This is a genomic window from Shewanella sp. 0m-8 (assembly GCF_052977265.1).
Genome location: NZ_JBRIMB010000094.1, coordinates 1 through 3,962, shown reverse-complemented (window position 1 = coordinate 3,962; position 3,962 = coordinate 1). Strand labels below are relative to the sequence as shown.

Here is a 3,962-nt window from a genome sequence, read left to right as displayed (position 1 = left end):
CATGACACCAACAGCGGCCGAAATGGCTGCGTAAATACGCATCCCCTGTTGGTGTACAGTTTTAGTTGACCACATCAGCTGGGTTTTAGCCCTAGGTAGGGTATCAGGCTGCGCCTGAACTTAAGCAATCAAGCTGCGCTTGATAAACGTCGTGGGATTCCATCCCACACCTGGGCAAGAGGGGGACAACAGCTTCCCCCTCTTGCATCTCCCTAGCCGCCCCAAACGAAGTTGTCTCCCTCATGCTTATGGATAAATAGCTAACGCTTCCGATGGGGCATCCTGCCCCGCGAAAGCTACGCCGACATCCATGTCGGCATCACGCGATTTATTCCAACGCATTTCGGCAACTCCGAAGGGGAACTGGCGTTTTCTGTGAGTTTTGAAAATTACTTTTGCCCCAAAGTGAGTTAGCCTTCAAATGAAGATTGATTACATTTATTTTTGGGTTGGTGTTATCAAGTAGAGTTTTTGAACTTGTTGCTTCGTAGTTATCAATCGCCTCCAGCGGGGGAATGTGCAGATACTGCTGAGGCTCGCTGCGAGCACGTCCTTGTGAGCTCAACGAAAACGTCCCTGTTTTCGACGGCCTCAACCGCATCTACACCGGATAATTGGTACTTACATTTGGGCTTTAATTGTTCGGCTTACAACTTGGAAATGCCCCAAAGTTAGCTAGCCTTCGAATGAAGGCTGATTACATTTTTTGGGAAGTTGCTACGGGGGAGCGAGTTCTCAATTGTCGCTTCACCGTTACCAATCGCCTGCAGCGGGCGCATGTGCAGATACTGCCGTGACACGCAACAAGTCCATCCTTGGAAGCTCGGCCATGACGTCCATGTCATGGACGGTCACGGCTGTATCTACACCGGATAGTTGGTGCCTTCATTTGGGCCGTGCAGGTTTGATTGCTAGCTTGGAAATGCCCCAAAACATGTTTACCTTCAAGTGAAGGCTGATTACATTTTTTGGGTAGTTGCTACGGGGAAGCGAGTTCTCAATTGTTGCTTTAGAGTTATCAATCGCCTGCAGCGGGTGCTGGACAGGACGTCCGAATGTCGTGATCACATGGTCAATGATGTTCCCTACATCATAATGACATTTCCCATATCCCTATGGGTCAGATGTGAAGGAACGACCTTATGTGCAGACACTGCCGTGACACGCAACAAGTCCATCCTTGGAAGCTCGGCCATGACGAATAGCATCCCTGCTAAAAAGCCAGTTCGGCATCCTGCCTCTCGTTCGAGAGCTTGATAACTCCGTTATCTCTCACCAGAACATGGACGGTCACGGCCGTATCTACACCGGATAATTGGTGCACTAATTTGGGCTATAGCGGTTTATTGTCTAACACGGAAATGCCCCAAAAGTGAGTTTCGCAGTTCAAAAGGCAAATAGGGGGAGTAAAGCTTTGTCCATAGAAAAGCTAATCTGAACAAGGGTCTCCCTTGTTCAAAGTAGAAGACGTTTTGCCTGTCATATCTTTGCTTTTCAGCCAAAGCATCGCTAATTGGTATTTTTTCATCTTTAACCGCCAATCTGAAAATATGATTTGTTCGTTTAATATTGCATGGAACCTAAAATTGGAAAGTGGCACTATCTTGTTGATTTATAATTAATGACTAGAGTTATTTTACTGAAATAATTTCGAGTAAGTACCACTATAAGTGATTAGGCAGACCTATGGGGCTAGGGTGTTTATTGAAACTCACGCTAAATACGCATCTTAAAACTACTTGAATAGTGGCTACATTACCCCCATCTAATTTATATGACTAGATGGAGTGAAAATGGATTTACTTAACTCAATTGGTAGAAAGGATATGCTTCTTCAATACTGTGTTGAAGTTTTTTTGTTTCTTATTTTAGTTAACTATTTGTATAAAATGGTTATTTGGGGTAAGAAAATGTCCAAAGGAGCATTTATATTTTTGGCTATTTTTCCTTTAATTTCAGTTTTTCCGATCCCGCCCCCCGCATTTAAAAATGTGGAAAAAGCGAAACAGGAGCAACATAAGAGAAAAGAGGATAGTGGTGATCCGCCAGATGAAGAGTTAGGTTTATAGTAAATTAAGTCACTAAGCCTCTTAATTCTTCATTTCAAATTTGTGCGCGAAAAATTCTCAAAAAAATTCCGATATTGAGCGAATATCATGGCCGCTAAATATCAATCTGACTCACACACAACAATCAAAAGGGTAATTGCATGATTTTCAAGGAAGAATCTGTATTTAAAACAATAATACTATGTATGCTGACATTAGGGGGATACTTGATGTATAAATTGTATACATTCTCAGTGCAAATCAATGAAAATACAGAAATGACAATTTCAAAAGTATTTATCACTATAACTATTATTTTGTTCTCGGCCTCACTTATTACTCTTGCTGTTGGTTTGTTCTATTTACCTGAGAAGAAAATTTTAATCAGTTCGCTAGGGTTACATGTTCTTTCTACAGTTTTTGATATTTCATGGATATTAATGGTTCGTAATCGAATGAATCTCATCACTGGCGCCAAAAAAGGTGAGCTTCTGTGGTTGGATCCACTTAAAACTTCACTATTACATGTTATTTATATGCAACATAAAATAAATCAGGGGCATGAGCAAAGCTCCATGTAACAAAAACTTCAATTAGGTGACTAAAGCTTTAGATTGGCATTATCTCATATTCGCTTGCCATATTTTCCCTAATAAGAGTCATCACTTTAAGAGCTTTGACTCTAACCAATTTCTGTCCAGAAACGAGTTAGCGAACGCTGGAAGTATCTATGATCACCAAGCGATTATGTCGTATAAGCATAACTTTTAAAAAGCACTAATCTCACCACGAAGCGCTTCGCTTTCACAGAGGTCACGGAGAAGAGCGTAAAGAAAAAGATCTAAATGTTGGATGCCAGTCTTTTACTGTTGTTATTGTTCTAGCAGTTGCTTTTCTTCGTGTAGCGTAGCGCTCCGTGTTCCAATAACATCCGTGTTTAACGGCCAGTTTGCTATCCCTAGCTCTCGCTTAATAGCACATGGCTTCGCCATATTCGCCGTGGTGAATAGCTTTTGTCCAGAAATGAGTTCGGATTTATAATGGGTGGCTTGTTAGTCAAATCGAAACACCAGACATCAATGCGCATCAATGCACTGTGCGAGGTTCCGTGGAATTTTGCTTTAACGCTTCTAGCGCTTTCTGATGTCCCTGCGCCGCTGCACTTTGATACCACATGTCTGCAATATGTAGATTCAGTGGTTCACTCTTATCCGATTCATATATGGTGCCCAATACATACTGTGATTCAGCATTTCCTTGCTTGGCTGCGGCCGTGTACCATGTTATTGCTTCAGGCATGTTTTTGACCACTCCATCGCCCAGTTCAAACATCACCCCAAGGCTATGCTGCGCATCGGGTAGCCCTTGTTCTGCCGCTTTCAAATACCACCTTATGGCTGTCGCATTGTTAACTGTCGTACCTTCCCCGAGCTCGTACATTGAGCCTAAGTAAAACTGGGCTTTTGCATACCCCTCATTAGCCGCCTTCTGATACCAAACAAAAGCGTTTGCTTTGTTTTCTGCAACTCCTTGCGCAAAATCATAGGCAGAACCAACATAAAATTGGGCTGCAACATGGCCTTGCTCTGCGGCTTTCAGATACCAAATAAACGCTTGCTGTTTGTTTTCCTCAATTCCGATCCCGAAAGAAAGCATTCTAGCCAAATCATACTGTGCTTCATCAAGGCCCTTATCTGCGGCTTTTCTAATCCAATAGATTGCTTCCGGATAATCTTCCTTTGTTGAATGAAAGATCATGCCGATAGCATAAAGTGCATCGACATGATTTTGCTCTGCGGCCAGGTAATACCAATCCAGTGCTTCTTGTCTGTTCTGGGGTACATCAATTCCATAATCATATATGGTCCCGAGTGTATATTGCGCGTCTGCAACGCCTTGCTCAGCCGCTTTGCG

At 42.8% G+C, this 3,962-nt stretch carries 3 protein-coding genes; 2 read left to right on the top strand and 1 reads right to left on the bottom strand.

All coding sequences use genetic code 11. From position 1 onward, the window contains the following. Positions 1–1,793 precede the first annotated feature (1,793 nt). Together ACVBIO_RS21410 and ACVBIO_RS21405 are read left to right on the top strand one after the other, a co-directional pair. On the top strand, positions 1,794–2,069 hold the full coding sequence (locus ACVBIO_RS21410) for a hypothetical protein (protein WP_447173413.1): 276 nt from the start codon (positions 1,794–1,796) through the stop codon (positions 2,067–2,069). Between the two features lie 140 nt (positions 2,070–2,209). Further along, positions 2,210–2,629 carry a hypothetical protein gene (locus ACVBIO_RS21405; RefSeq protein ID WP_447173412.1) on the top strand — a complete coding sequence of 140 codons (420 nt, stop codon included), beginning with the start codon at positions 2,210–2,212 and terminating at the stop codon, positions 2,627–2,629. Between the two features lie 505 nt (positions 2,630–3,134). On the opposite strand, the gene ACVBIO_RS21400 is transcribed toward ACVBIO_RS21405, so the two are convergent. Beyond that, positions 3,135–3,962: SEL1-like repeat protein (locus ACVBIO_RS21400; protein WP_447173411.1), on the bottom strand; the 828-nt coding region annotated here is incomplete at its 5' end.